Below are 24,953 nucleotides of genomic sequence, written 5' to 3'. Positions count from 1 at the left end.
TCACACCCCCGACAATAGCAGCGGCAGTTCCCGCAGGCGCTGCCCGGTCAGGGCGAACACCGCGTTGGCCACCGCCGGCGCCGTGGGCGGCACGCCGGCCTCGCCGATGCCACCGGGTTTGTCGGTGCTCGGCACGATGTGCACCTCGACCACCGGCATTTCATTGAGCCGCAACACCTGATAGTCGTGATAGTTGGACTGCACGACATGGCCGTCCTTGAGCGTCAGTTTGCTGTGCAGCGCCATGCCCAGGCCGAAGGTGATGCACGACTCCATCTGCGCCGCGATGCTCTGCGGGTTGACCGCAATTCCGCAGTCCACCGCACACACCACGCGATGCACGCGGATCGCCAGATTGTCCTGGGACACCTCCGCCACTTGCGCAACATAACTGCCGAACGATTCGTGCACCGCCACGCCCAGCGCATGGCCGTCCGGCAGCGGGGCTTTCCAGTTGGCCTTCTCCACCGCCAGGTTCAGCACGCCGAGATGCCGGGCGTGATCCTTGAGTAACGTTCGTCGGTATTCCACCGGGTCCTTGCCCGCCGCCGTGGCCATTTCATCGATCAGCGACTCCATGACAAATGCGGTGTGGCTATGGCCCACCGAACGCAGCCAGAGCACGTTGATCCCGGTGGTCGGCGAATGCAGATCGACCTGATGATGGGCCAGGCCCTTGATGTACGGGCTGTCCGAAACGCCTTCGACCGACGTCTGGTCGACGCCGTTCTTGACCATGGTTTTCTCGAGCATGGTGCCGGCCATGATCGACTGCCCGACCAGCACATGCTGCCAGGCCAGCGGCATGCCGTCGGCGCCGAGGCCGATCTTCGCCTGATGCAGGAACATCGACCGGTAGTAACCGCCGCGAATATCGTCTTCGCGCGACCACACGGTTTTCACCGGCATCGCCGCAGCCTTGGCCACTTGCACCGCTTCGGCGACAAAGTCCGAAGTCGGGTTGGCCCGCCGGCCGAAACCACCGCCGAGGAATTCGGTGTGGATCTCGACCTGCTCCGGTTTGAGCCCGGTGATCTTGCCGGCGACCATCTGATCCAGCGTCTGAAACTGGGTGCCGGTCCAGATCTCGCACTTGTCGGCGCTGATCTTCACTGTGCAGTTGAGCGGCTCCATCGGCGCATGGGCCAGGTACGGCACGCTGTATTCGACGTCGATTTTCTTCGCTGCCTTGCCGAAATTGCCCTTGGCATCCCCAGCCTGCGCCGCCGAAGTGCCCGGCGTGGCTGCCAGTTTGCGGAAACTCGCCAACAGCTTTTCACTGCTCAGATCAGCGTTGGGCCCCAGGTCCCAATCGACCTTCAGCGCATCGCGACCGAGTTTCGCCGCCCAGTAATGCTCGGCGACCACCGCTACACCCGACGGCACCTGCACCACTTTGTGCACGCCGGGGATCGCGAGGGCTTCTGCGCCTTCGAAGGATTTCACTGTGGCGCCGAACGCCGGCGCCCGCGCGACCATCGCCGTCATCAATCCGTCGAACTGCACGTCCATGCCGAACTTGGCGCGGCCGGTGATTTTCTCCGGGGTGTCGAGGCGTTTGGTGGGTTTGCCGATGACTTTCCAGTCCTTGGCTTCTTTAAAGGTGATCGACTTCGGATCCGGCACCGGCAGTTGCCCGGCGGCGTCCGCCAGTTCGCCGTAGGTGGCGCGGTTGTCGCCGGCAATCACCACGCCGGATTCAGTGCGGATCGTCGACGGCGCCACGTTGAAACGCTTGGCCGCCGCCTCGATCAGCATCTGCCGCGCCGTGGCGCCCGCGAGCCGGTAGCGGTCGAATTCCATCCAGGTTGAAGTGGAGCCGCCGGTGATCTGCATCCCGCCGAAACCGGGCATGCCGTAATCGGCCGCCGAGGCCGGCGAGTGCTCGACGCGGATCTTCGACCAGTCGGCGTCCAGCTCTTCGGCGATCAACATGGTCAGGCCAGTCCAGATGCCCTGGCCCATTTCCGAATGGCCGAGCAGCACGGTGACGCTGTTATCTGCCGCAATCCGCAGGAACGCGTTCGGCGCAAAGACCTTGCCTTCATTCTCGGCCGCCATGGCAAAACGGTTGCCGCCGGGCACCACGAACGCCACCACAAGACCACCGCCAAGCACGGCGCTGCCCTTGAGAAATCCGCGACGGGATACAGGACTGTTCATCACTCACCTCCCCTCGCTCAGCCGATGTCGGCGGCGCGTTTGACCGCCGCGCGGATTCTTGGATACGTGCCGCAGCGGCAGATGTTGCCGGAGAGCACCTGATCGATATCGCTGTCGGTGGGTTTGGGGATTTTCGCCAGCAACGCGGCGGCGGACATGATCTGCCCGGACTGGCAGTAACCGCACTGCACCACGTCCAGCTCGGCCCAGGCCTGTTGCACCGGGTGCGAGCCGTCGCTCGACAGGCCTTCGATGGTGAGGATTTTCTGGCCATGGGCGACGGCCGTGGCCGGGGTGATACACGAACGCAATGGTGCGCCATCGACATGCACGGTGCAGGCACCGCACTGGGCCATGCCGCAACCGAATTTGGTACCGGTCAGGTGCGCGACATCGCGCAGGACCCAGAGCAACGGCATGTCCGCGGGGACATCGAGCTCCTGATCCTTGCCATTGATGTTCAAGGTCAGCATCGGGGACTTCCTCAGACTCACGGTGTTCTGAAGGGCACTGCTACGGCTCTCGATGGCCGCGCGCGCCTCGGCTTATCCCTTTCAGCTAAGCGCATTTTGACCCGACGACCAGCCGCTGCGACCACCGGTCATTGATCTACAGCATCGCGGCCACACGTAGCGCCGTGGCCTTGGCCGATTGCGGGTTCTGCCCGGTCACCAGTTTGCCGTCGGTCACCACATTCGAGGTGAACGGCAGAAACGCCTTTTCGTAGCGCGCCCCGCGATCCTTCATCTGTTGCTCCGAGTCGTACGGTACTTTTTTCGCGACACCAGCCAACACTTCTTCCATCCACGAGTAACCGGTGACCTTGCGCCCCGCCACCAGCAGGCTGCCGTCCGATAGCCGCGTGTTGAGCAACCCGCAATAACCATGGCAGACCGACGAAACGATCCCGCCGCGCTCGAAAATCTCCCGGGTCAGCCGTTGCAGGCCGGGGTCATCGGGAAAGTCCCACATCACCGCATGGCCACCGGTGAAGTAGATGGCGTCGAAATCCGCGCTGTCGATCTGCTCCGGGCTGGCGGTATTCGCCAGCAGCGCCATGCTCGCCGGATCGTTCAGCCAGGCCTTCGCAGAGCGGTCGAGCATCGGCCACTTCAGCGCCCGTGGCTCCAACGGACTTTGCCCGCCCTTGGGGCTGACCAGTTGCTGCTCAAAGCCTTTTTCCGCGAACACCTGCCAGGCATGGGTCAACTCCCCCAACCACAGCCCGGTGGGTTCGGTCGGATCGGCATAGTGAGCAACATTGGTCACGACATGCAGGATACGGCGGGTCATTTGGCAGCCTCTCTCTGGGTAACACCGGCCTGACCGAACGCCGTCAGCGGCACGGGCAGGTTGAGCACGATCTGCGCGTCCTTGATCACGTCCAGGCGCAGGATCCGCGTAGCCCCGAGGCCATCGAGCAACTGGCTCAGCGGGCCGCCGTTACGATCCAGCTGCACATCGCGCGGAAACAGGCGCTGGGCAAAGGATAGTGTGTTGCTCTGCACCACGCTCTGGTGCCACAGGCCATCGACCTGATGAATCATGGTCGCGGTGCTCATGCGCGATTGCGGCGTGACGTTTTTCAGGGGCGGCAGCGGCGCTTTCAGCACCAGGTCCGGCAGGCCCTTGGGCCCGTCAATGCGGGCACAGACGCTGGTGCCGATGTTCACGTTGATGTCGGCGCGCCACTTGGGCAGTTGATAGCCGTGTACGCCGCGCACCCGGGCGATTTCGGTGTTCACCGGCAGCGCCAGCACATGGGCGGTGAAACTGCGTCGGCGCATGGCGTCCATCAGTTCCCGCGCGTGGGAGCCACGGGCGCCGGGGCGACGCACGACAATCGCCACGGAGACCTCGTCGTACGGATCGTTGTCGCAAACCGAATAGGAGAAAAACGTCAGCGCCACCAGTCCGTAGCCGGGAAACGCTCGCAGCGGTTCAAGCGGCGCAGGCAAGGTGGCGCGCAGTCGGTCCAGCGGCGCCAGGAACAGCAACTGCACGCTGCCGGAACGGTAATAGAAGTTCGGCGCCCAGGTCGGCCCGACTCTCGACGCGACCTGCTGCTTGGGAATGCGCCGGAAGAAGTCGATGTTGCCGGCTGCCTTGTCCCGGGCCACTTCGTCGAGGTTGGGGTTCATCCGGAATCGGTCGTAGTAGCCGCCCTCCAGCACTTCGACCTTGTGCGTTCCGAATTCCACCTCTGTAAAGCGCTTGTTCATGTTCGCTGACCTTCTCGCTGATTGACCCGGCGGATGGCCGGTGAGCAAGACTCTAAGGTTCAACCAAACTTTAAGGTCAAGCGCACAACGCCTATGACCCACCATTCACTCCAGCAATGACCGTTCGGAACTTGCTTGACCTTGAAGTGCACTTCAATCCTAGAGTTGATAACGCTTGTCATCACTCCCTTCGGGGTCACGTTCCGCATTTTCCAGGAGTCGCGAACATGGGATATGTCACAACGAAAGACGGCGTCGAGATCTTCTACAAGGACTGGGGCCCGAAAGACGCCCAGGTGATCCACTTCCACCACGGCTGGCCGCTGAGCGCGGACGACTGGGATGCGCAGATGCTGTTCTTCCTCGCCCAGGGCTTCCGGGTCGTGGCCCATGACCGACGGGGGCACGGGCGTTCGAGCCAGGTCTGGGACGGCCACGACATGGATCATTACGCCGACGATGTGGCGGCAGTGGTCAATCATCTGGGGACGCAGAAAGCCGTGCATGTCGGCCATTCCACTGGTGGCGGCGAAGTGATTCATTACATCGCCCGCCATGGCGAGGATCGGGTGTCGAAAGCCGCGATCATCAGCGCCGTGCCGCCGTTGATGGTGAAAACCGACAGCAGCCCCGGTGGTCTGCCCAAATCGGTGTTCGACGATCTTCAGGCGCAACTGGCGGCCAATCGCTCGCAGTTCTATCACGACGTGCCGGCCGGCCCGTTCTACGGCTACAACCGCCCCGGGGCCAAACCTTCGGAAGCGGTGGTTCTGAACTGGTGGCGCCAGGGCATGATGGGCGGCGCCAAGGCGCACTACGACGGGATCGTCGCGTTCTCGCAGACCGACTTTACCGCCGACCTGAAAAGCATCTCGATCCCGGTGCTGGTGATGCACGGCGACGATGACCAGATCGTGCCCTATGAAAACGCCGGCGTGCTGTCGGCGAAACTGCTGAAAAACAGCACGCTGAAGATCTATCCGGGCTTTCCCCACGGAATGCCGACCACCGAGGCGCCGACGATCAACGCGGATCTGCTGGCGTTCATTCGCGGCTGATCATATCGGCCGGGGTCAGGCGCCCTGCCTGACCCCGGCTATTCTTCGGTTCGCCCCGTTCCCTCGCGATCACGCACGTAATGTCGGGCCAAGGGAAAGTCCGGCAGCCACGACTCGCGACGCACCGTCCACAGCTCATAGGTCGGCTGGCATTGATCCGGTGCATCCAGCGCGCCCAGATTGACCTCGACTTCATCGCCACTACGGCCAAACACCGACGAGCCACAGCGTGGACAGAAATGTCGCCCTGCATAGTCATGGGTCTCGCCGCTGATCGTCACCGCATCCTCGGGAAAGATCGCCGACGCGGCAAACAGCGCGCCATGGTGTTTGCGGCAATCCAGACAATGACAAACGCCAACCCGGTAGGGTCGCCCTGACGCCTCGATCCGCACTTCGCCGCACAGACAACCGCCGGTCAATCGGTCCATGGGACACCTCGTCTGAAAATGGAATATCCGGTGAGTGAAAATAGCAGCCCACTGGGGGAACGCTTACAATCGTGGCCCATTAATACTATTCAGGCAGAACCGTTCTTTCATGGCGCTCGATCCTCTCACGATGCTCACCATTTCCACCGCCCTGGCCGCGGCGGCCGCCCTGTATCTGGCGGTCGAATGGCGCAGCATCCGCGAACCTTCCCTGCTGTTCTGGAGCGCCGGTTTCGCCACCATCACCGTCGGCTCGAGCCTGGCCCTGCTGCGCGCCAACGGTTATCCGCTGATCGGCATCTGGTTCGCCAACGGCTTGCTGGTGGTCGCGCACTGGCTGTTTCTGCTGGGGGTCGCGCGGTTTACGCAGAAGCGCTTGTCGCGGGCCTGGTACTTGATGTTCCTGCTTTGGCTTTCGTTGCTGCTGTTACCGGAAGATCCGTCGTGGTCGAAGATCATGCTGATGGCCAACTCGCTGCTGGTGGCCGCGTTGATGCTGCGGGCCAGCCTGTTGCTGCGCCCTCACGGCAAATCGTTGAGCGTCGGCGCGGTGCAATTGCGTTATGTGTTGCTGATCCACGGCGCGTTCTATTTCGCCAAGGCGATCATCGCGGTGATTCCGGGCACTTTGATCGATCTGGCGTCGCTGCGCGGCGAAATCATTCAGATATCCCTGGTCGAAGGCGCGATGGCGATCATGCTGATTGCGCTGTCGATGACCGGCACCGAGCGCTATCGCCGGGAAAAACAGATTGCGGAACTGGCCGCCCGGGACCCGCTGACCGCGCTGTACAACCGCCGCGCCCTGGAAGTCCGCGCACCGCGCCTGCTTGACGAAGTCTCCAGCGCCCGCCCCGGCGCGCTGCTGCTGATCGACATCGACAACTTCAAACTGATCAACGACCTGTACGGCCACACCGCCGGCGACCGGTTGCTCATCGCCCTCAGCGAAATGATCCGTGCGGTACTGCCCAAAGGTGCGCTGGCAGCACGGCTGGGCGGTGACGAATTCGTGATGCTGCTGGGCGATGCGTCCCACGCACAGATCATGGTGCTGGGCAGTGCGCTGCGTGAGCAGTTTCAACAGATGACGTCCCAGACCTACACCACCCCGCAGGCGGTTACCCTGAGCATCGGCGCCAAGGTGTTCGACCAGCCGCCGGCCAGCCTCGCGGCGTTGATCGAGCAAGGTGACAGCGCGCTCTACGAATCCAAGCGCGGCGGTCGCAACCGGATTCAACTGGCCGACTACACCTGACCTATCCTTGCCTGCATCCCGCGATCCCGGAGTCCGTCATGTCCTCGCCTGAATCCACCCTCCTCCAGAGCTGGCACCACAACGCCCGGGCCTGGACCGAAGCCGTGCGCAGCGGCGCCATCGAGAGTCGCCGGCAGGTCACCGATCAGGCCATTCTGCTGGCGGTGATGGGGCGGCAGCCGGAGCGCGTGCTCGATCTGGGATGCGGCGAAGGCTGGCTACTGCGGGCGTTGGCCGAGCGAGGGTTCGAGGCGGTCGGCGTGGACGGCGATACGACGCTGATCGAGGCGGCACGAGTGGCAGGCTCATCGCCCGTGCAGGTTGCCAGCTACGAAGATCTGGTTGAGGCGAAGGTCGACATCGGCCGCAATTACGACCTGATCTGCGCCAATTTTTCCCTGCTGCATCAGGACATCATTCCGCTGCTCGCGGCGATGAATGCCCTGCTCGTGCCGGGCGGTGCGCTGGTGATCCAGACGCTGCATCCGTGGTCCGTAGCGGCCGGTGATTATCAGGACGGCTGGCGGGAAGAAACCTTCGACGGGTTTCAGGGTGAGTGGCAACCGATGCCGTGGTATTTCCGCACCTTGTCCAGCTGGCTGAATGCGCTGGACATGGCCGGCCTGCAATTGACCGGCCTGCGCGAACCGCAGCATCCGCAAAGCCCGGTGCCGCAATCGTTGCTGATGATTGCCGAGCGTCGCAGTTAAAACGCTAGAGCCTCAGCTTGAGCAGGATCCCGGTGTAGTGCCGCAAAAACAGCGCGAACCCCGCGCACCAGAGCACCACGGACAACCCCAGTCCCAGACTGGAAAACGGCACCAGCAACACCCGGCAACCTGCCGCGAACAGCACCAGAGCAAAGCCCAGCACCATGCCTTTCGAGGGCTGCAACAACCGACCGGTGTGACCGAGACTGACCCGCGCGATCATCGCCAGAATCAACCCGCCCACCCCGCCGACCGCCAATGCATGGGTCGCCAGGCTTTGCTGACTGATCAAGCCCAGATGCCACAGCGCCATGGCCCAGGTTGCCAACGCCATCCAGCCATAAGCCAGGTACAGCGACCAGAGCAGCGGCACCCGCCACATCCCGCGATCATGCCAGCGGATCAGCCGCATCAACTGCAAACTGCCGGTCAGCACAAACAGGCCCGCCAGCCACAGCCGGGGCGAATCATTGAGGCCTGCCGCGAAAGTGACGGCGGTCAGCAGGCTGCCGATCAACAGCAAACGTGTTGGCAGTGGATTGGCGACTGGCGTCGGCGGACGGTTCAAGCCGCGCTGAATAAAGAACGGAATCACCCGCCCGCCGATCACGGTCATCAGCGCCGCCACCAGCCACAACGCGCCCAGCACACCCTGGCGTTGCAGGCCGGCGTCGTCGTTGAACAGGCCAATCAAAGTCAGCGCCTGACAACCGGCCATCAATCCAAGTACAAGCACAATTGGATAGTTGTCACGTTTGCGGGCTACGACCAGATCCCGTCCCAGCATCACTGCCAGCAGCGGCAAAAACCCCCATTGCAGCGCCAGAATCAGCCCGGTCGGCAACGGCAGCCACCAGGCCACACGCCCAAGCAGCCAGACCGACACCAGGGCAATCAACGCCCCGCCGCGCACGCCGGGAATACCAGTCCAGTTGGGCACCGCCGTCAGCAGAAACCCGGCAACGATTGCCGCCGCGAAACCGAAGGGCATTTCATGTCGATGCCAGGCCAGCATGCCGCCCGCCGGTTGCAAATCAAACCAGTGGCCGTAAAGCCACAGGCCCCAGATCAAAATCGCCAGCGCGGCAAATCCGGCCCCGGCCAGAAACAGCGGCCGAAAGCCGAGGCTGAACAGTGGTGCATCGGCGAGTCTGCGCATGTTCAAGCCACCACGGCGGCGTGATGCCGGCCCAGCCGATATTGGGACAGGAGGCGCATCACGTAGCCGATTTTCAGCAGGGTCGGGCCGATGATGGTCATGGCGTGCATCGCCACCAGCAGCGCAATCGGCATTTGGCCCTGATAAAGGTAAGCGCCGTAAATGCCTGCCAGCAGCATCACTAGACCGGCGACGAGGATCTTGCTCGACAGGTGCAGAACGTTCAGCGGACTTTCGAAGAAAGCGAACATGGGTGGCGTACTCCTGATCGGTTCAGTGGGTACTTTGGATGTATCAACTCTCGTGCCAGATTTTTAACCCAGCAGAATCAGCAGTTTAAGAATGACGTAGTCAATCAGACCTCACACCGAATTAGTCATAAAGACCAACCAAGAAGTCAAACAGACTACAAATCAACTTCCACATCCGGCACCCCTCCCAAAAGCAAACCAATATCATTTGCGCAGCTTCGACCCATTTGCTTTAATCGCGACCCATTCTTATTTGGACCGCTAACAACGGTCACCCTGGACGCTTGCTCAGAATGACGGTCGCCGACACCTCTCTCGTGCAGAACCTCTACGTCAGCCATCACCGCTGGCTGCACGAGCTATTGCGTCGACGACTGAGCAACGCGATGGATGCCGCCGATCTGGCGCACGACACGTTCATCCGGGTACTCAAGCGTCCACAGGCGTTCAACGGTGAAGTCCACGAGCGCTCACACCTGGCGACCATCGCCCGCGGTCTGTGCGTCGATCACTGGCGCCGTCGGCAACTGGAACAGACCTGGCTGGAAACCCTGGCCAACCGCCCGCCGGCTCTGCAACCGTCGCCGGAACAACAGGCGATCATCGTCGAGACCCTGCACGAAGTGGACGCCATGCTCGCGCGTCTGCCGCAACGGGTCAGCGAGGCGTTCATCCTCGCGCAACTGCACGACATGCCTTACCGGCTGATCGCCGAACAGATCGGCGTCAGCGAGCGGATGATCAAGAAGTACCTGGCCCAGGCGATGATGCATTGCGCAATTCTCGAAGCCGAACTCGACGGCCTGCTGATTGAGTAAGGTCATGAACCGACTCAGTCACGCCAGCCTCGAACAGGCAGCGCAGTGGTACGTGCAACTGCATGACGAACACGTCGCCGACCACGAACGTCAGCGCTGGCAAGCCTGGCTGGCGCAAAGTGCCGAGCATCAGGAAGCGTGGCGCTACGTGGAACGGGTCGGCCAGCGTTTCGCGCCGTTGCAGGGCGAGAACGAGGCCCATGCCGTCAGCCACACCTTGCGCAGCAGCCCGCGCGCCTCGATCAGCCGTCGTCAGTCGCTCAAGGGCTTGTTGATCCTCGCCGCTACCGGCCTCAGCGGCTGGGCCGCATGGCGCGACACGCCGTTGCCGGGCACCTTCGAACGCCTGAGCGCCGACCTGTCCACCGGCACCGGGGAGACCCGCGAAACCACGCTCGCCGACGGCAGCCGGATCTGGCTCAACGCCCTCAGCGCCCTTAACGTCCGCTTCGATGCCACGCAACGGCGGCTGCAATTGCGCGCCGGTGAAGTGCTGATCGACACCGCGAAAGATCCGGGCCGCGCGTTTCTGGTGGACACCGTGCATGGCCGGATGCGCGCCCTCGGCACGCGATTCAGCGTGCGTTACGACGATCAGCAAACCGTGCTCAACGTGTTCGAAGGTGCGGTGGAAGTGCGCAATCACAACGATCAGATCGAAGTGGTGCAGGCCGGTCGGCAACTGGCGTTCAACGCTGAGCAACTGCACGCCACAACCCCGGCCAGTCCATCCCGCGAAGCCTGGCGTCAGGGCTTGCTGCTGGCAGACAACCTGCCGCTGGGTGAACTGATCGAAGAGCTCAGCCGCTATCGACCGGGGCATCTGCATTGCGATCCGGCCGTTGCGCGGTTGCCGGTGATGGGTTCGTTCCCGCTCAAGGACACCGATCAGGCGTTGCGATTGCTCGAGGCTGCGTTGCCGATCCGGGTCGACAAGACATTGAGCTGGTGGGTCAACGTCGGGCCCAGAGGCTGATTATTTTTCATTTTACGGTTCCCTTTTGGCCGTCTCGTTCGGTTGATCCTCAGTAGCCCCTCTTCTGCCTTCGGGAACTCCATGCTGCGCTCCACGTTTGCCCGCACCCGTTTCACCCTGGCCCTGGCGTGCGCCACGCCGGGGTTGTGCGCGCCGAATGCCGTGGCCGAAGCCCTGCACGCAGCAACCCATCGCTACAACATCGCTCCCGGCCCGTTGGTCAGCGTCCTCAACCGTTTTGCCGAACAAAGCGGCGTGTTCCTCGCCGGCCACAATGACCTCGCCGCCGACAAGCGCAGCCCCGGCCTGAGCGGCGACTTCACCGAACAACAAGCCCTGCAACGCCTGTTGCAAGGCAGCGGCCTGCAAGCCCAGGCGCAGAGCGCGGGCGGTTACGTGTTGCGGGCCGCGCCGGCCGGGCAACACGCGCTGGAGCTGGACGCCACCACCGTCTCCGGCCGACAGCTCGGCGCCATCACCGAAGACACCGGCGCCTACACCACCGGCTCGACCGCATCGGCCACCGGCCTGCCGCTATCTCCGCGCGAAACCCCGCAGTCGGTCACCGTCATCACCCGCCAGCAACTCGACGATCAGGGTGCCACCGGCATTGCCGACATCCTGCGCCGCGCGCCCGGCATCAGCGTGCAGAACTACGACAGCGAGCGCTGGGAGTTCTCCGCCCGGGGCGCGCCGATCACCAACTTCCAGTACGACGGGGTCAACACCGACTACGACGGCGTCTACGACTACGGCACCACCAGCACCGACATGGCGCCCTACGACCGGGTCGAAATCATCAAGGGCGCCACCGGGTTGATGACCGGATCAGGCGACCCGTCCGCCACGGTCAATCTGATCCGCAAGCGGCCGACCCAGGTGTTTAAATCGTCAATCAGTGGCACCGTCGGGTCATGGGACAACTACCGCAGCGAAGCCGATATCGCCGGGCCGCTGACCGACAGCGGCAACCTGCGCGGGCGCTTTGTCGGCGTCCATCAACAGCGCAGCGCCCACGCCGACCATTATCAAAACACCCGCGACATCGCCTATGGCATCCTCGAAGCCGACCTCACGCCGGACACCTTGCTGACCCTCGGTTTCGACCAACAGAACACTCGCTCGCGCGGTGCCAGCTGGACCGGTTTCCCGATGTTCTACAGCGACGGCTCGCGAACGAACTTCTCGCGCTCGTTCAACCCGGCCACTGACTGGAGCCGTCGCGATTTCACCAACCAGACGCTGTTCGCGTCCCTCAACCGGCAACTCGCCAACGACTGGACGCTGAAGCTCAGCTACGACCGCAAACACCGCCAGCACGACACCCTGCTCGGCTCCGCCAGCGGCGGCAATCCCGACCCGGTCAGCGGTGACGGCATGTTCCTGTACATGGGCAAATTCAAGGGTGATGAGGTTCAGGACAACGTCGACCTCAACCTCAGCGGCCCCTTCAGCCTGCTGGGCCGCGAACACCAACTGATCGCCGGATTCATGTCGATGAACACCCGCCAGGACATTCCGGTCTATGGCTCGGTCTACCCGGCGCTGAACGGCAGCATTTTCGACTGGCGAGGCGAGTATCCCAAACCGGACATTCCGCAGGTCGGCCGTGACCACATCGAACAACGCCAGACCGGTGCCTACCTCGCCACCCGCCTCAAACCCACCGACGATCTGGCGCTGATTCTCGGCGGCCGAGTCAGCGATTTCATCGCCAGCGATCACCTCGATTACAGCGACCCGAACACCCCGGACGTGCGCGACGGCTACCGCCAGACCGGCGTCGTCACGCCCTACGCCGGCGTGGTCTATGACCTCGACGAAACCTGGTCGCTGTATTCGAGCTATACCCGCATCTACCAGCCGCAAACCAGCAAGGACGCCTCGCGCCACGTGCTCGACCCGGTGCAGGGCAACAGCCTGGAAGCGGGAGTCAAAGCCGGGTTCTACGACGGTCGGCTCAACGCCAGTTTCGCGGTGTTCCGCATCGAGCAGGACAACATCGCCGAGTACGTCAGCGGTTTCGACAGCCAGTCCGTCTACCGCGCCGTGCAAGGCGCAACCACCAAAGGCTTCGAATTCGAAGTGGCCGGCGAGCTGCGCGAAGGCTGGAACCTTTCCGCCGGTTACGCCTTCAACCACACCCGCGACGCCAATGGCGATCCGGTCTACGGCGCGATCCTGCAAACCACTGCGCCCGAGCAGATCGTGCGGGTGTTCAGCAGCTATCGCCTGCCAGGCGCCTGGCAAAACCTGACCGTAGGCGGCGGTGTAAGCTGGCAGAGCGAGTTCTTCGGCAACGTCTTCCAGCCCGACCCGACAGGCACCGGCCAGAACGTGCGCATCACCCAGGACAACTACTACCTGGTGGACGCCATGGCCCGCTATCGTTTCAACCAACACCTGAGCACCACGCTCAACATCAGGAACCTGCTCGACAAGACCTACTACACCGGCCTCGGCAACTTCGGCACCGGGTTCTACGGCGAGCCGCGCAGCGTGCAGTTGAGCACACGCTGGGATTTCTAAGGATTGGCGATCGAGCGGGTCAGGGCTGCTTCAGGTAGGTTCCACTCAACTCGTATACATCCCCGGCGGCGTCGACACTCACGACCCCGTCGAAAAAGCGCAGACGGTAGAGCGGCTCGGCGATTTCTTTCTGGCCAATGATCAAATTGCCGGCCAGCAACGGCCATTGATCAACGACCTGTGTCGGGGGCTTGCCGGGCTGCGTCATGACCATCTGAATCGACGCAATCTCGCCTGCGGACTGATCAGTGGCCGGTGTGATTTTCACTGTCAGCCAGGCTGAGCGCTCGTCCGACGTCACCAGCACATAGCGTCCCTCACGCAGACTGCCTTGCGCCGCAGAAAATCTTTGCGGGGCAATCCTGAACGCTGTCGGGCGCGCCTCGATGCTCCGGCTTGTGTCGCCATTCTTCCATGTTCCACTCTGGAGCCCATGTTCATCAGGCTCGCCTTCCACAAACCAGTCGCCGGTCGAACGCCCCTGATCGTCGAACTCGTGCAACGCCACACCGCCATCTTCATAGGTCTCGCCGAACAACCGGATCGGTTTGCCGCTGCCTGTGCCGGTGTAGCGCACCTCACCGACATAAACCCCGCCCTGCATCTGCCACCACAACTCGAACGCGATCTTGTCGTCGAGCGTGCCCCGCAACATGACCGGGGCATCGCCGACCGGCCCTTCCAGATGACGCTGCTCAGTCCATTTTCCGTCCTTCAACGTTCGGTCAGTAATGTCCGTGTAACCCGCCGGCATTAACGGACTGCCCTCGGACGGCGCCTGCTTCACCTCGATTTTTTCCGCCACTTTCACGGGTGAGTTGCCCTGCAGCGCCCATGTCGCACTCTGCCGCCAGCAGCAACCGCTCTTCGAGCGTGTCTTCAGATGTCGGGTCGATGGATCAATCTCGAACAGCCCCAGTTGCGGCTCACGGGTCAAGGCGGAAAGGCCTTTGTCGAGGACCAGCACCGGACTTGAAGGATCGGCCAGATAGATATCGTAAGACGCGGCAGCGTACCCGCCCTCATTGCCATTGCGCACCGCCAGATCCTGTTCGCCGTCAAAATTGAAATCGGCAAACACCACCAGATGCTGTTCGTCACAGCGCAGCGCTGACGCCGTATCACCGGCGGAAATCAGGTCAGAGACGTCGGCAGAGTCGATGCGTTGCAACACTTCGCCACTGGCCTTGTCGCGCACAATGATCTGCGCCGGCGCGGCGTCAAAACTTTTCAATGGCGGCTGCGCGACCATCACATCAATCAGGTATTTCTGCGCCGGATCGGAGAGCTGACAGGCCAGCGGTGCAGCCGTCGCCGAGGCTGAAGCCAGCAGACAGGATAAAAACAACAAACGAGGGGCAGCCATATTGCAGAGCGTCCTTGCGGCAAAATCGGGGCGGCAAGTCTAACGACAATCGACCTGGCATGCACTTGTCGACCTGTGGCACCGACAGTCGACTACAGACTGACTACGCTGTTAATCCAGCGTGTCTAACCTGCCGAGGATGACTGCCATGCAACGCTTTCAAAAGTTGACGCCGTGCCTGTGGTTCGACGATCAGGCCGAAGCTGCAGCGAAGTTCTACTGCTCGATCTTCGACCACTCGAAAATCACCGCCCTCACCCACTACAGCAAGGTCGGCCAGGAATTCCACGGCCGCCCGGAAGGCTCGGTGATGACCGTCAGTTTCGAACTCGATGGCCACACCTTCACAGGGCTCAATGGCGGGCCGCTGTTCAAGTTCAATGAGGCGATTTCGTTTCAGGTCAATTGCCAGAACCAGGAAGAGGTCGACCATTTCTGGGGCAACCTCAGCGCCGGCGGGCCGGTGGAGGCGCAGCAATGCGGCTGGCTCAAGGACAAGTTCGGCGTGTCGTGGCAGATCGTGCCGGTGGCCTTCATGCACATGATGACCGACCCCGACCAGACCAAGGCGCAACGGGCGATGCAGGCCATGTTCGGGATGAAAAAACTCGACATTGCCGAACTCGAACGAGCCTTCGCCGGCCAGAGCTAATACACTCGGGCACTGGCCTGCCGAGAACCCCAATAATGAAACACGCTGCCGCCAAGAACCCCGAACAAGCCCCGCGCTTCTGGCGCGACGAAGCCCTGCCCTTCATCGAGGCGCGGGCCATCGCCGATGGGCGTGAGGTCTGCTATTCACGACACTCCCACGCGCACTTTTCCATCGGCGCGATCACCGCCGGGCGCAGCACCTATGTGCATGAGCAATTCTCGTTCGAAGTGGCGGCCGGCACGGTGGTGCTGATGAACCCGGGGGACGTGCATGCGTGTAACCCGATCGATGATCAGCCGTGGTCGTATTTGATGTTGTATGTGGAAACGCCTTGGCTGACGGATCTGCAGCATCAACTGGGATTCAGTGCGGAACTTGAGTTTCGACGGTTTTCCGATACGCATTTGAATGATGCTCGCCTGTTTCACGACTTGAATGCGTTGTACGCGGTATTGGTCGACGGACAGCAAGACGTCCTTTGCAAACAGAGCGCTGCGGTGCAGTTTTTCAGCGACCTGCAACTGCGCCTGGACCCTATCGAACAACCTCTGCGAGAGCCGAACTTCAAACTCGAACGCGCCGCCGACTTCATTCGCCAGCATTGCACCGACCTGCTCAGCCTCGACGACATCTGCGCGGCTGCCGAGCTCTCACCGTCCTACCTGATTCGCGCCTTCAAACAGCATTTCGGCATGACGCCCCATGCGTTTGTGGTCAACCAGCGCATTCAGTTTGCCCGTGAGTGTCTGCGTCGCGGGCAGTTGATTGCAGATGTGGCGCTGGAAGCAGGATTTGCCGATCAGGCGCATTTTCAGCGGGCGTTCAAGCAGCATCTGGCGGCTACGCCGGGGCAGTATCGGGGGTAAAAGCAAAAACGGCCTGCAATGGCCGCGTCGGTTTAATTCTACATACCCGGAAAGATATACATATTTATCGCCAACAGTGCTTCAGGCCTTTAAAAACAGCCACCCCTCTCATTCACGCCACCACCAAGAAACACTTCGAACATTAATCAACGCCAACTTTTCGCCTTGGCGCCTTACTCTAAAAACCTGTCTACCGCACAAACACGACAATCAATAAACAGTCACCACATTTCATTTATTTCGCTATCAGAGAATGGATTCTGAATCATGAAGCCAATAGACAACTATGCTTACGACTCCAAAAATACACTTCAGAAAAAGGCAGTAAGCCAGACCATTACAAACTTTATTGACGATCAATACGCCATTGAACGCCTTGGCTGGAAATGGAATGAAATTCTGGTTCCGTGCGTGGAGGGCAGCACGTTCGACCAGATTCATCGCAGTGCCAGAATTTCGCTTTCCATACTGCTGCGCCACGACGATTTCATGTTTGTCCGCGCTCGCCGCAAGATTCCGGACAGCGCGATATTTCTGCTGGATGAGAACGGCCGACTCTACTTCAGTCATCGAAACATGGTCTCCGGCAATGACCGGTCAGCGACCCCGTTTGTTTCGCCCCGAGAGATCACTGCGGATGTCGCAGGTCTGGCGGACTTCGACGACAGCCTTCAACTTCTGGCCAAGGTCGCCGCTTCCAGTGGCGGCTGGATCATTACAGGAGACGAAATTACGGTCGGTCAGTGGTTGCGTTACAACGGATTGCAAGTCCCGGACAACGAACAAGACACCCGAAACCTGCTCGACCTGTTGAACTTCTCGACACTGCCAGAGCCCCCGAAATACGGAAACTATTGGCAACTTCTTGACGCTCCTGACGAGTCACCATTCAAACTTGAGGGAAACAACCGGGCAATCATTCTTGATCTGATTCAAAGTTGCACCCTGGATTATGAAGCCATCATCAATGGACTCGGCAGACGTGTGCTGATGGAAAGCACAACGGGCGACGGCGCTATAACGAGCACAGACTTTCGCCTGCAACAATTGATTGAAAGTGCGGCGGCACGGCACGGGCAATACTACTTTTCCATGCTGGGCTGGCAAGCAGAACATGCCGCAACAAAACAATCGACTGAACTTGCAGAGCAACTGGCGGTTGCCGTGATCTTGCTTGACCTGGACCCGGCACTCGATATTGCCAACACCCACTTCGCCGGTTTCGATCTGTATTCCAAACGCTACTTCAAACAACATCCGGCCCAGGTTCGCACGGAGCTGGAAGCACATCTGATCAAGAACCTTCACGTCGAACCCTCGCTTGCCCCGCTGGTGGCGCAGATGATTCTGGCAGGTATGGCGCCGGAGTATCTCTTCACCGACTGGCCGTCCAGCCTGCAGATGGGAACGCCGGCCTGGGTGATCGCTACGCAGGCTGTGCATCTGGTCGAAGCACTGGTTCCCGGCGCCAGCCGCAAAATGACCTATCAGCATCTGATGGGGTTCAGCCAGTCGACGAAATCACTCACCCCACTGGCGGCCTTGCAGGCCGAAGGCTCGGTGGATCCGGTGTTGACCTGGGCCTGGATGAACGGCCTCATCACGCGAGATGCGCAAGGCAATCTCGACGCAAAAGAGATCGAGCGCGCCACACGCGAATACGATCAGTACATCGCCATGATGCTGGAAGCCGCCGAACGGTTTTCCAGGCCGTTGCCCGATCGCAGACAGCTTGCATTGCAAGAACTGAAGTCCCAGGAACGGGATTGCGACCCCGATGAACTGCTGGTCAAACATCGCGGCAGTGGCGGTGGCGCCGGTCGCAAAGTATCGGTGCTGGACCTGTACATGGGTGACGAGCTGCACACCAAGGACTGGGATCGCCTCAAAGGCACCAGTATCTATAAATCCTTTCCTGAACTGCCTTTTCTGTTTCCCGTTGCCGACCTCTACGAAACCGCGACCTCCAGTCACTTCGACGCCGTTCTCGGTGGGTTGATGCGCAACATCCAGATCGCCATTTCACAACTGCTCCCGGAAGATGCAACGTCGATTGAGTACGGGGCGATCGGTGTCTATAGCGTTCAGAAGATGAACTACAAACCGGCTCGAACCAACGGTCGCGGCGCCGTCAGCCCTGCCAGATATATTCCGGGAGAAACCGGGCGTTACGGGGTCATACTCTGCGTACAACACGGCTATGCCATCAAGTGCTTCGAGCTGTTTCCGCTCCGGATGGAGTGTCGGTACAACCCGGATCTTGAAGCATTCTTCGAGCCACTGGTTTCCGGAAGCTTCTTCAAGCTCGACACTCGATTCAGCGATCAGAAAGAGCTGGAAAAAGCCCCCGTTGATCTACAGGCCTACCTGCAAAACGTCGCCCCCAAGGCCGGCATCAAATCCAGAATTCAGGTGCGCAAGATCGGTGTGCTGGAAGCGCTCCGCGAGCGCAGCGATGGAACGCCTCTTTATCGCTCTCCTCGCATGGAAACCCTGAGCGGGATGATCGCTGAAAAAAATCCGTACATCACCGAGCAGGAAATCCACCAACTGGGCCTGCAGCAAACCGTACGGGAGAAGGCGATTGAAAAGACCGATGCCATCTTCAACATGATTCTCAACCTGATCATTCCCTTCAAGAGCTGCGTGGAAGGACTGACTTCTGGGGATCCGAAGAAACACGGTGGCGCAATCTTCGACTGCATTGTCGATGCCGCCGTACTGGCGATGACCATTTTCGCCGCACCTGTGGCAATCGCTGCCGCCGCCAGCAAAGCCGCGAGCATCGCCGGCAAACTGCTGTCGGCCTCACGAATTCTGGCAAGCGCGGCCCTCAGCCTGTTCAACCCTTTGTCGGGCTTGCCGCAACTGCTTAAGGCCGGGGGGAAATTGCTCGGTCGAGGCGTGGCGAAGCTAAGCGGGCATGCCCTCTCGCTGGCACATCAGGCCAAGCAGCAACTCAGGTTCCTGACCGGTGCAAACAGCTACGACCTGCTTAAAGTGATTGATCATACCGGCTCGGCTGCACACACGCGGATGTCGCTGGACACAGTTCTACATGCTCGGGCGCTGCTGAAAAACGATGCGATCGAAACCGCTCAACACATCGTCACGCGCTTGAGCGACAAGCACTTCAAATTGCCCAAAGGGGCTACCGAAACAGAATTGCGCCATCTTGCGAACAACGCCGTGAAGGAAACGGCGTACCAGTCGAAACAGGCAGGCGATCTGGAATCGCTGATCGGTCGCAAGGCTTTGGAAGAACTGACGGAAGCGTTCATCAAGGGCCACCCTGTTCAGCTTAACGATGCGCGCAGCACCGCACAGGGTTACACCGAAACGCTGGCAGTCCTGTACGAACTCGAGAGCAAAAAAGCCCGATTCATGACGGGCTATCAGCAGGACATTCTGAAGCTGGATCTGGGTAAGCCGCCGTACACCGACGTCATGCCCGATTCGCTGTTCAACCCCCAGGGCTTCACCGATCCTTCACAACGCGCGACCGCCTGGATGTTGAAAGGCTCGACCTCCAGCGGTAACGACTTCGAAAACATCCTTGGCGTATTGCGCGAATACACCGCGAACAAGGTCTCCCTGACCGATCCGAACGTGATCCGCGACATCCATCGCAAACTGGTACCGGAAGCCGTCGATAAAGTGCGCGATGCCGGCGCCCCGACCCAATACGGCAGCAGCCCGACCGGGTTCGCGTTACTGGAGCAGCATTTGAAGAACCTGGACCCGAGACATCCGCACTTTGATAAACAGGTGCTGGGGGCTGTGGTCGGATTCCAGGGGTTCGGTGACGGCAACGGCCGCACCGCCAGTGCGTTGTACTCGATCAGTCAGTTGCGCAATAACCAGTTCACGGCCATGCCACCCCACGTATTCAGGGAGCTCAATGGCATTTTCTGACGATGCACGATTGACCTGACTGCGACACGTCCGTACTTCGCCTGCCGGAGTACGGATCAGGGCAGCAGCAAATACCCCGCACTCACCGCCAACAGCAGCGCCATCACCCGGTTGAACAAGCGCATCCCCGCCGGATTTTGCAGATAACCGCGCAAAAACGTCCCGGCATACGCCCAGCACCCGACCGACAGATAACAAATCACCAGATACACCGCCGCAAACTGCCACACCAGCCGCGCTTCGCCATCGGCGACAAACGCGCCCATCCCCGCCACGCAGGCCAGCCAGGCCTTGGGGTTGAGCCATTGCATCACCGCGCCATAGAGCATCGACGGCGCCCTGCCCGATTCTCCCGCATTCAACTGGCCGTCATCCATGGCCAGTTTCCAGGCCATGAACAACAGAAATGCCACCCCGGCCAGTTGCACCACGCGGGTGAGCGCTGGCCACAGTTTCAGCACTTCGTGCAGACCCAGCCCCATCAACACCAGCAACAACACAAACCCCAGCGTCGCCCCGGCTACATGCCGCTGGCTGGCACGAAAGCCGAACTGCGCCCCTGAACTCAACGCCACGATATTCACCGGCCCCGGGGTAATGGACGCGGCCAGGGCAAACGCCGCCATCGACACAATCAGACTCATCGCACACCTGCTTCAAATCGAGGAACAAGGCGCCCACAGTAGCCAGCACACAGCAGGCGGTATTGAAGGAAATTACCCCCGCTCGCGCAGACCCACTACGCTCTGGCTATGCGACCACTTTTGACCAGGAAGTCTGCCCTCGATGATCTTGATTCTGCTGCCCTCCGCCGATTACGACCCCACCGAAAGCAGCGTGCCCTGGCAGGCACTGCGCAACGCAGGCATTGAAGTGCGTTTTGCCACGCCGCAAGGCTTACCTGCGCATGCCGATCCACGGTTGGTGGACATCGGCTTCGGCCTGCTGAGTTCGATGCTGATGACGCGCAAGGCCGATCTGGACAGTTACGCGCAGATGATCGAGTCCGATGCGTTCAGGCAGCCGCTGGCGTATGCCGATGTCGACACGAGCCGCTTCGACGGTCTGCTGATTCCCGGTGGTCATGCCAAAGGGATGCGCACGCTGTTGGAATCGACGCAGGCTCAGCAGATCGCCCTGCAATTTTTCAAGGCCGAAAAACCCGTGGCGGCGGTGTGTCATGGCGTGCTGTTGCTGGCGCGCACGCTTGATCCCGATACCGGGCGTTCGGTGTTGTTCGGGCGCAAGGTGACGGCGTTGCTCTCGGCAACCATGGAGTTGCCGGCGTGGCTGATGACAGCTGCATGGCTGGGGCGCTACTACCGCACCTACAAGCAGACCGTCGAGGCGGAAGTGAAGACCGCGCTGGCCAGCAAATCCGACTTCAAACGCGGACCGCTGATCGCCAAACGCGATTGTGCGCAGAAACTGCAATCGGGATTTGTGGTGCGCGACGGCCAATTGCTCACGGCGCGCTGGCCCGGCGATTGCCATCGATTCGCCGCAGAATGGGTGGCCATGTTGCAGGCCACCCAGCGCTGATCGGCGTTTTCAGTCCTGACGCGGCACGGTGAAGCGGAATTCGCTGCCCTGCCCCGGCTCGCTCTCGGCAACGATCCGCCCGCCATGGGCCTCAACGATGCCTTGCGTGATGTACAGGCCCAGCCCGGTGCCGTTCGGATTGCCCTCCTTCACCGTCCAGTAACGGTCGAACACGTGCGGCAAGTGATCCTTGGGAATGCCTTCGCCGCTGTCGCGTACCGTGAAGACGATGTCGTCACCGACCGATTTGGCATACACGTCGACCGTGCCCAGACGCGGAGTAAACTTGATCGCGTTGCCGACCAGATTCGACAGCACCTGAAACAGCCGCTCGGGGTCGGCGTGGATGCTCAGATCGGGATCGGCCTCGAACGAGATGCTGATGTCCTTGTCCAGCGCCAGCGGTGCGAGCAGTGATTGCGCCTCTTCGAACATCTGCGCAACATCGAGTTTTTGCGGCGCGATGGTGTAGCGACCGGCGTCGATTTTCGAGGTGTCTAGCAAGTCTTCCAGCAGCGTGTTCATGCGCCCGGCGGCTTGTTGCATGGTGTCGATCGCCGTCGAAATGCGCCGCGAAGTGTGCGGCCCGTCGGAGCTGAAAGCCTTCTGCATCATGCCGCAGAGCATCGAGATCACGGTCATCGGATTGCGCAGATCATGAGAAACCACCGCCACCAGCTCGTCGCGGGCACGCACCGCTTCCTGCTCGCGGCGCACCTGACGGGCCAGATCGTTTTCCAAAGCCGAGCGACGCAGATCGTTGGCGGCGAACAGATCGCCGTGGCTCCACTTGGTGGAAATCCCGGCCATCTCGACCTTCCAGATTTCGAACGAAGTACGCGGCCGCAGACGCAGGCCGGCGTCGGAGTTTTCCAGGTCCAGCGGCTTGCGCGGGTCGCCGCTCCAGTTGATGTTCTCTTTGACTTCGGGGCGGAACCACAGCACGCCGTTGTCCACCGGTTTGGGCAGGCTCATGGCGAGCACGCCGCTGGCGACCTGCTGATAGTGCGCGGCCGGCGGATAGACGCTGGCCAGGTGATGACTGGCAAACACCGGCTCGCCGCGCTCCTGCAGCCATTTGTGCAGGGCACGGATCTCTTCCGGCTCCGGGCAGTTGCCGTAACGGTGCAATTGCTTGTCTTCGATGATCGCGATGCCGCCGGCATTGGCCAGCGCCATCAGGATTTGTGGCTGGTTGGCCAGGCCATCGAAGACGTTTTGTGGCGAATCGATCATCGCCTGATTGAGCAGCGCCAGCGCCTCGACCTTTTCTTCGCGTTGACGGCTGACTTCCAGCGCTTCCATCGCGCTGATCTGCAACGAAAGCACCTGGCCGATGGTCTGGCACGCCGTGCGCAATTCGTGCGGCACGTGCAGCGGCTGGCGGTTACCGCAACTGATCAGGCCCCAGAGGCGGTCGCCCTTGAGCAGGGAAATGCTCATCGAGGACAGCACGCCCATGTTCTTCATGTACTGGCAGTGGATCGGCGACACGCTGCGCAATGTGGCGAAGCTCAGGTCCAGCGGGGTCTCGATGTCCGGGCGCAACTTGGGCACCAGCGGCACCGGTTGGTAGTCGGCATTCGGGATGATCCGCAGCCAGTTGGTGCGGTACAGCTCGCGGGCCTGCTCGGGGATGTCGGAGGCCGGGAAGAACAAACCGTTGAAGACTTCCATCGACGGATCGGACGCTTCGGCGATGACCTGACCGTGGCCCTCCTCTTCGAAGCGATAGATCAGCACCCGGTCGTAGCCGGTCATGGCCTGGATTTCCTTGACGCTGATGTCGTACAGCGCCTGCAGGCTCTGGGCCTTTTGCAGGCGCGCGAGCATCCGCCCCAGGTGGGTTTCGGTGCCGGCGACGTTGCGCGGCTGGAAGTTTTCGACGTGGATTTCCAGTTCCAGAATCAGCACATCCTGATGCCGGTGCAGCAAGCCTTCAAACGCGGTGCCGTTGAGGCGAAAGTGCAGCGGCGGCGCATCGGACAAGGCCGGTTGCTGCAAGGCTTCGCGAACCTGCACGGCATGGGCATCGCCGATCAGGCTTTGCAGTGGCTGGCCGATCAGTTCCTGTGCCGGCCGGGCGAGCAAGGTCTCGACGTTGGCGCTGATCTGGATGATCGAAAGGTCCGGCTCGCTCAGGGTCAGCAGCAAACCGTGCGGCTGGATCGCGCCGGGAAAGCGGATCGGTTCGTCGGCGCAGTTGGCCAGCAACTCTTCAAAGGCTTCTTTGTCTTGCGGGGTCATACCAGAACCTCCTGGCTTTCGAGCCAGCGCTCGAAACAGCTGAATGTGGTGTGGGCGGCCGCCACGACGGCTTCACGCTCGTCGGCGTCCATCGGGCGACTGCCCAGGTATTCGATGAAATCGCGCCAGCGACGGCCGGTGGCAGCGCCGTAGATGTCCAGAAACGCTGCACCGTTGTCCGCGTCCAGGCTCAGTCGTGCGGCGATTTCCCGGCGCAGGATCTGTCCGCCGAGGGTCGCGCCTTCCAGCACGTACAGCACGCCCAGGCAGGCGGCGGCGGAATCGATGGCGGGCAACTGGCGGCAGAGCGAAAACTCTCCGCCATTCGCACCCAACGCTTGCAGATCGCGTTGCAGGGTCGGCACCTTGAGGCGTGAAACCAGATCGAAATCGGCCGGGATCTCGCCGCTGTCCTGCAATGCGCGTTCCAGTGGCTGATAGAAGCCGTAATAGGCGCGCATCAGTCGCTCGAAAGCCTGCAGATCAAGGGTGTCGGAGAAAAAAGGAAGGCGTTTTTCCAGTGCAATGTGCAGTTCGGCCGTGCCGGCGCGCAGATCCTGCAACACCGGTGGTACATGAACCTCGCGGGCCTTTGCTTGCATGTAGGTCGCTCGTACAGTGGGCCGCCTGCGGCCATGGGGGAATGGAAAAGCATTGCGCGAAAGCTTACACGGCAATTGTCCTTTCTGACCCGACAGATGGTTTTTTCTGGCGGATTCATCACCCTGTGACGGTTTCAGAGTTGACGGGACGGCAGAAAGTTCGAACGGATTTGCGCCCGATCATC

The 24,953-nt window shown here is 61.2% G+C and carries 21 protein-coding genes; 10 read left to right on the top strand and 11 right to left on the bottom strand.

Annotation, left to right across the window (positions count from 1 at the left end):
- The 4 genes from AC1Q9F_RS17830 to AC1Q9F_RS17815 form a co-directional block, all read right to left on the bottom strand.
- Nucleotides 1-2,163: a xanthine dehydrogenase family protein molybdopterin-binding subunit gene (locus tag AC1Q9F_RS17830; RefSeq protein WP_492620509.1), complete on the bottom strand. Its 2,163-nt coding sequence runs from the start codon at nucleotides 2,161-2,163 to the stop codon at nucleotides 1-3.
- 17 nt (nucleotides 2,164-2,180) lie between these two features.
- Nucleotides 2,181-2,636 (bottom strand): (2Fe-2S)-binding protein, encoded by a 456-nt coding sequence (locus tag AC1Q9F_RS17825; RefSeq protein ID WP_492620508.1) that lies wholly within the window; start codon nucleotides 2,634-2,636, stop codon nucleotides 2,181-2,183.
- A gap of 136 nt (nucleotides 2,637-2,772) precedes the next feature.
- On the bottom strand, nucleotides 2,773-3,456 hold the full coding sequence (locus tag AC1Q9F_RS17820) for a type 1 glutamine amidotransferase domain-containing protein (protein ID WP_492620507.1): 684 nt from the start codon (nucleotides 3,454-3,456) through the stop codon (nucleotides 2,773-2,775).
- The gene (locus AC1Q9F_RS17815; RefSeq protein ID WP_492620506.1) at nucleotides 3,453-4,385 is read right to left on the bottom strand and encodes an acetoacetate decarboxylase; all 933 of its coding nucleotides are present in this window, start codon (nucleotides 4,383-4,385) and stop codon (nucleotides 3,453-3,455) included. Before AC1Q9F_RS17815 ends, AC1Q9F_RS17820 begins: the two co-directional genes overlap by 4 nt.
- Before the next feature lie 227 nt (nucleotides 4,386-4,612).
- On the opposite strand from AC1Q9F_RS17815, the gene AC1Q9F_RS17810 reads away from it, so the two are divergent.
- Nucleotides 4,613-5,443: an alpha/beta fold hydrolase gene (locus tag AC1Q9F_RS17810; protein WP_492620505.1), complete on the top strand. Its 831-nt coding sequence runs from the start codon at nucleotides 4,613-4,615 to the stop codon at nucleotides 5,441-5,443.
- A gap of 38 nt (nucleotides 5,444-5,481) precedes the next feature.
- Here AC1Q9F_RS17810 and AC1Q9F_RS17805 read toward each other — a convergent pair whose 3' ends face one another.
- On the bottom strand, nucleotides 5,482-5,874 hold the full coding sequence (locus AC1Q9F_RS17805; RefSeq protein WP_492620504.1) for a GFA family protein: 393 nt from the start codon (nucleotides 5,872-5,874) through the stop codon (nucleotides 5,482-5,484).
- Nucleotides 5,875-5,983: 109 nt separating this feature from the next.
- Between AC1Q9F_RS17805 and AC1Q9F_RS17800 the strand changes: the two genes are divergently transcribed.
- Nucleotides 5,984-7,132: a GGDEF domain-containing protein gene (locus AC1Q9F_RS17800; RefSeq protein ID WP_492620503.1), complete on the top strand. Its 1,149-nt coding sequence runs from the start codon at nucleotides 5,984-5,986 to the stop codon at nucleotides 7,130-7,132.
- A gap of 38 nt (nucleotides 7,133-7,170) precedes the next feature.
- A complete protein-coding gene (locus AC1Q9F_RS17795; protein WP_492620502.1) occupies nucleotides 7,171-7,842 on the top strand; it encodes a class I SAM-dependent methyltransferase in 672 nt (223 codons plus the stop codon).
- 4 nt (nucleotides 7,843-7,846) lie between these two features.
- Here the strand turns inward: AC1Q9F_RS17795 and AC1Q9F_RS17790 are convergent, their stop codons facing one another.
- Nucleotides 7,847-9,001 (bottom strand): NnrS family protein, encoded by a 1,155-nt coding sequence (locus AC1Q9F_RS17790; RefSeq protein ID WP_492620501.1) that lies wholly within the window; start codon nucleotides 8,999-9,001, stop codon nucleotides 7,847-7,849.
- Between the two features lie 2 nt (nucleotides 9,002-9,003).
- Nucleotides 9,004-9,252 carry a transmembrane sensor/regulator PpyR gene (locus tag AC1Q9F_RS17785; RefSeq protein ID WP_492620500.1) on the bottom strand — a complete coding sequence of 83 codons (249 nt, stop codon included), beginning with the start codon at nucleotides 9,250-9,252 and terminating at the stop codon, nucleotides 9,004-9,006.
- Between the two features lie 293 nt (nucleotides 9,253-9,545).
- Here AC1Q9F_RS17785 and AC1Q9F_RS17780 point away from each other — a divergent pair, with 293 nt between their 5' ends.
- The 3 genes from AC1Q9F_RS17780 to AC1Q9F_RS17770 all read left to right on the top strand — a co-directional run bounded on the left by AC1Q9F_RS17780 (nucleotide 9,546) and on the right by AC1Q9F_RS17770 (nucleotide 13,575).
- Nucleotides 9,546-10,070 (top strand): sigma-70 family RNA polymerase sigma factor, encoded by a 525-nt coding sequence (locus tag AC1Q9F_RS17780; RefSeq protein WP_127797686.1) that lies wholly within the window; start codon nucleotides 9,546-9,548, stop codon nucleotides 10,068-10,070.
- Between the two features lie 4 nt (nucleotides 10,071-10,074).
- A complete protein-coding gene (locus AC1Q9F_RS17775) occupies nucleotides 10,075-11,046 on the top strand; it encodes a FecR domain-containing protein (RefSeq protein ID WP_492620499.1) in 972 nt (323 codons plus the stop codon).
- 81 nt (nucleotides 11,047-11,127) lie between these two features.
- Nucleotides 11,128-13,575, top strand: a complete 2,448-nt coding sequence (locus tag AC1Q9F_RS17770) for a TonB-dependent siderophore receptor (RefSeq protein WP_492620498.1) — start codon at nucleotides 11,128-11,130, stop codon at nucleotides 13,573-13,575.
- A 19-nt stretch (nucleotides 13,576-13,594) separates the two neighbouring features.
- Here AC1Q9F_RS17770 and AC1Q9F_RS17765 read toward each other — a convergent pair whose 3' ends face one another.
- Nucleotides 13,595-14,941, bottom strand: coding sequence for an XAC2610-related protein (locus AC1Q9F_RS17765; RefSeq protein ID WP_492620497.1), 1,347 nt, complete (start codon nucleotides 14,939-14,941; stop codon nucleotides 13,595-13,597).
- A 148-nt stretch (nucleotides 14,942-15,089) separates the two neighbouring features.
- Here AC1Q9F_RS17765 and AC1Q9F_RS17760 point away from each other — a divergent pair, with 148 nt between their 5' ends.
- The 3 genes from AC1Q9F_RS17760 (at nucleotide 15,090) to AC1Q9F_RS17750 (ending at nucleotide 20,377) form a co-directional block, all read left to right on the top strand.
- Nucleotides 15,090-15,593 carry a VOC family protein gene (locus AC1Q9F_RS17760; RefSeq protein ID WP_475275785.1) on the top strand — a complete coding sequence of 168 codons (504 nt, stop codon included), beginning with the start codon at nucleotides 15,090-15,092 and terminating at the stop codon, nucleotides 15,591-15,593.
- A gap of 35 nt (nucleotides 15,594-15,628) precedes the next feature.
- Nucleotides 15,629-16,462 carry a helix-turn-helix transcriptional regulator gene (locus AC1Q9F_RS17755; RefSeq protein WP_492620496.1) on the top strand — a complete coding sequence of 278 codons (834 nt, stop codon included), beginning with the start codon at nucleotides 15,629-15,631 and terminating at the stop codon, nucleotides 16,460-16,462.
- Nucleotides 16,463-16,729: 267 nt separating this feature from the next.
- Nucleotides 16,730-20,377: a hypothetical protein gene (locus AC1Q9F_RS17750; protein WP_492620495.1), complete on the top strand. Its 3,648-nt coding sequence runs from the start codon at nucleotides 16,730-16,732 to the stop codon at nucleotides 20,375-20,377.
- 56 nt (nucleotides 20,378-20,433) lie between these two features.
- On the opposite strand, the gene AC1Q9F_RS17745 is transcribed toward AC1Q9F_RS17750, so the two are convergent.
- The gene (locus tag AC1Q9F_RS17745) at nucleotides 20,434-21,021 is read right to left on the bottom strand and encodes a LysE family translocator (protein ID WP_492620494.1); all 588 of its coding nucleotides are present in this window, start codon (nucleotides 21,019-21,021) and stop codon (nucleotides 20,434-20,436) included.
- A gap of 142 nt (nucleotides 21,022-21,163) precedes the next feature.
- On the opposite strand from AC1Q9F_RS17745, the gene AC1Q9F_RS17740 reads away from it, so the two are divergent.
- A complete protein-coding gene (locus tag AC1Q9F_RS17740) occupies nucleotides 21,164-21,919 on the top strand; it encodes a type 1 glutamine amidotransferase domain-containing protein (protein ID WP_492620493.1) in 756 nt (251 codons plus the stop codon).
- Between the two features lie 9 nt (nucleotides 21,920-21,928).
- On the opposite strand, the gene AC1Q9F_RS17735 is transcribed toward AC1Q9F_RS17740, so the two are convergent.
- Nucleotides 21,929-24,166, bottom strand: coding sequence for an ATP-binding protein (locus AC1Q9F_RS17735; protein WP_492620492.1), 2,238 nt, complete (start codon nucleotides 24,164-24,166; stop codon nucleotides 21,929-21,931).
- Nucleotides 24,163-24,768: a biliverdin-producing heme oxygenase gene (locus AC1Q9F_RS17730; RefSeq protein ID WP_492620491.1), complete on the bottom strand. Its 606-nt coding sequence runs from the start codon at nucleotides 24,766-24,768 to the stop codon at nucleotides 24,163-24,165. Before AC1Q9F_RS17730 ends, AC1Q9F_RS17735 begins: the two co-directional genes overlap by 4 nt.
- Nucleotides 24,769-24,953: the final 185 nt, after the last annotated feature.

The organism is Pseudomonas sp. GW823-FHT04A03 (genome assembly GCF_058796615.1).
This window is presented reverse-complemented; position numbering and strand designations above follow the sequence as displayed.